The sequence below is a fragment of the Actinospica sp. genome, assembly GCF_035552695.1.
GTDB lineage: Bacteria > Actinomycetota > Actinomycetes > Streptomycetales > Catenulisporaceae > Actinospica.
In genome coordinates this window covers 1-3,114 of sequence record NZ_DASZKT010000123.1, presented here as the reverse complement: position 1 = coordinate 3,114, position 3,114 = coordinate 1, and the positions used below count along the sequence as shown (strand labels likewise).

3 protein-coding genes are annotated in these 3,114 nt (G+C 67.8%); 1 reads left to right on the top strand and 2 read right to left on the bottom strand.

The features are described from left to right. Positions 1 to 138: 138 nt before the first annotated feature. Positions 139 to 1,443 (top strand): hypothetical protein, encoded by a 1,305-nt coding sequence (locus VG296_RS15580; RefSeq protein ID WP_325566438.1) that lies wholly within the window; start codon positions 139 to 141, stop codon positions 1,441 to 1,443. Between the two features lie 199 nt (positions 1,444 to 1,642). On the opposite strand, the gene VG296_RS15575 is transcribed toward VG296_RS15580, so the two are convergent. Then, the gene (locus VG296_RS15575; protein WP_325566437.1) at positions 1,643 to 1,792 is read right to left on the bottom strand and encodes a hypothetical protein; all 150 of its coding nucleotides are present in this window, start codon (positions 1,790 to 1,792) and stop codon (positions 1,643 to 1,645) included. A 348-nt stretch (positions 1,793 to 2,140) separates the two neighbouring features. Beyond that, positions 2,141 to 2,902: an LLM class F420-dependent oxidoreductase gene (locus VG296_RS15570; RefSeq protein ID WP_325566436.1), complete on the bottom strand. Its 762-nt coding sequence runs from the start codon at positions 2,900 to 2,902 to the stop codon at positions 2,141 to 2,143. Positions 2,903 to 3,114 lie beyond the last annotated feature (212 nt).

The following is a 3,114-nucleotide window of genomic DNA, read 5'->3' as shown; positions in this document are numbered from 1 at the left end:
GAAGGCGCTCACCCGGCTTGGCCTCGCCCTCGGCGATAGCGCGGCGGATCTCGGCGGCCACCTGTTCGTGCAGGTGAGCTGGGTCGTCGCGATCTATGTTGACATCGATCAATGTGCTACTTACACTAGCACATTGATATGGCCGTCGAAACGCCCCTGATGCCGCTCGCTCCCGATCAAGAGATCGAGGCAGGCGTCATCGAGGATGCCCGCGCGCGGCAGCGCAGACACCGCGGCATCGCCGCAGCACTGATCGTGGCCGCCGCGCTCGCGGCCGGCCTGATTCTCGGCTTCACCGGTGGAGGCGGCGGCTCGCGAGCTGGGCGCCACAGCGGTGGCCGCGGCTCTGGCGCAGGGGCAGCAGGGCACGCATCCGATCAGGTGCCGGCGGCCGCCTCGCTCAGACTGCCTCCGAACATTGGACAGTTTGGTCTAATCGCGCCGAGGGTCGGCTGGGCCGTGAATGGGGTCGGGTTTTTCATCACCCGCGACGGCGGGCGTCGCTGGAGCCGTGAGAAGGTGCCCAACCTGAGCGGGGACATCCTGGCGGAGCTCTACACCACGGCCTCGCCCGCAGCCGATACTCTGGTTCTGTCCTTCACCTCCGGGACGTCCACCTACGACCGGACCTGTCCTGGTGCGCCGAGCCCGGCGATCGGTGCCGGTGCGCTCGCGGTGAGCACAGACTCAGGGCGTAGCTGGCGAGCGTCCTCGCTTCCCGCGTGCCGGTTGGCGTCCTCGCTCAGCTTCCTCGACCCCGAGGTTGGCTTTGCGCTGGCGCATGAGTCCGCAGCGCGGCAGGCGATCTACCAGACCACCGACGGCGCTCGCAGCTGGCATTTCCGCGGGACCATCCCGCTCGGCAACTCCAACGGCTCGATTGCCGTTGCCAGCCGGGCCGATGCTTGGGCCGTCCGCTTCACCTCCGGATTAGGGGCCAGCGGTCGAGGCACGCTGTACCGCACGAACGACGGCGGCCGAAGCTGGACACGCAGCGATATCTGCCACGGAACCACTGTCCGGATGATCACCACCACCTGCCAGGCCCCCCGCTTCTTCGGCACCGCCGGTGTGATGCCCGCCGTAGCCACCAACAGCGCGACCCACACCAACCGGCTCCTCCTGTACACGACCAAGAACGCAGGCCGCACCTGGTCAGCTCACCAGGTGCCCATCGGCCAGGCGCTCAAGTGGTACATCATCCACGGGCAACCGATCCCGTTCTCCGCACCCAACGCGCGCGACCTGTTCGTGTTCCTGAGCGGAGCTCTCTACACGAGTGTCGACGGCGGCCGCACCTGGTCGCGGCTCCCGGAACCGCACCTCTCCGGATATGCCGTCTTGGACTTCGCGTCCGCCGAGTACGGCTGGATCCGGGCCGGCAGCGACTTCGACTACACCACCGACGGCGGCCGGCACTGGAAGCAGATCGGCAGGCACTGACCCAGTCGCCTTCGCGCCATCGCGGCGCGCGTCTCCGCTATTGCCAGAGCAGCCACGGGCCCACGCTTTCTGCTTCAGGCGTCGAGCAACAGCGCGGCACGATCCGGCACGCCGAGATCCGGCCCTAGCCGCGGGTGTTCGGCGGCGAATGTCACGTAGAACACGTGCCGCTCGCCGGCCTGGCGGTGCTTGACGAACCTCAGCGTGTCGAGATCGGCGAGGAATCCCAGCCGCCTATGACGATGCTCGGCGTGGGCGCCCCACGCTGCGGTGCAGCGAGGTCGTTGATCGTGCCCGGCGGCCTGCTCAACTCGTCGATGACGGCCTGCTCGGGAGTCGGCGGGCCCATCGCGCGAACGCTACCCGACTCGCTGAGCCCAACAACTGAGGGACTCGATGACGCGAGAGTTGCGCTTTCCCTGCAGCAGGAGCATTTCGAACACGTGCGTCGTCTTCCCTGCCTTGCGCGCGCTAAGCAGAAGCCGCGCTGCGGCCAGGCGGACCGCACCTGCTTTGTCGCCGACGGAGCCTTCGGCGCTCCGCTGCCGCTCTCGACGGCCGCGAGGGCAAAGGAGAAGGCGGCTGCCGTCGATTCGAGCCTGGCATAGCGGCCGGTCGTTCGTGGATACGGGAGCGCCGGTCTCTTCTCGGAGGGCGCCGTCACGCGGCGAAAAGTGTGCCGCTCAGGGGCGGGGTGTCAGGCGTTCTGAAGGTCACGCCAGCGCAGCCACTCGGCGACAGGCGCGAAGTCGATCTCGGGGCGGCCGGTCGCACTAACGACGAATAGAGTGGCGCCTAGGTCCCGCAGCGGTTGCCCGACGGACGCCGGGTCGCCGGCCACGAGCACCGACCGCTCGATCTCGTCGGGGGGGCGCCCGATCTCCCGGCAGTAGCGATCAAGGACTCGCGACTTGTGCGCGAAGGCCTCGCCTTCGGCGAACGTATGCCAGGTGTCGGCATGCTGGGCGACCAGACGTAGCATCCGTCGCTCGCCCGAGCCGGCTATCAGGATCGGGAGCGGCCCCGCGGGCGGCGGCTGAAGTCGCAAGAGACGGTTGCGGATTCGCGCCAGCCCGTGTTCGAGGTCAGTGATACGGCTGGCGACCGACCCGAACTCGTAGCCGTATTCGAGGTAGTCCCGCTCCTTGAACCCGGCCCCGACGCCCAGTATGAGCCGGCCGCCGGCAACGTGGTCGACGGTCCGGGCCATATCGGCAACGAGGTCCGGGTTGCGGTATCCGATGCAGCTGACGAGCGGGCCGAGTGTGATCTGTGATGTCGAGGCCGCCCAGGCGGCGAGCATCGTCCAACACTCGAAGTTCGGATCCGTGGAGTTGGCCCCCGGGCCGAAAAAGTGATCCCAGTTGAACAACGCGTCGACGCCCATCGCCTCCGCCTCACGCGCTGCGGCAAGGAACGCGGGCCAGTCCGCGCCGTACTGCGCGACCTGCACCGCCACGCGAGCTGGTCTTACCTGCATCGGGTCAACCTACAGCGATGCGTGCAGACTCAGTTACGCCAACCGCCGGCTGTCCTTTGTCGCAAAAATCGGCAGCCTGAGCAGGGCTGTGGTTTGGGCTTACTGGGGCAGCGTCGCCTCCGCCCCAACTGATGTCGTGAGGAGCGGCCCGAAGGTCCAGAGCGGCACTTCTGCTTTGTCGCCGCACCAGC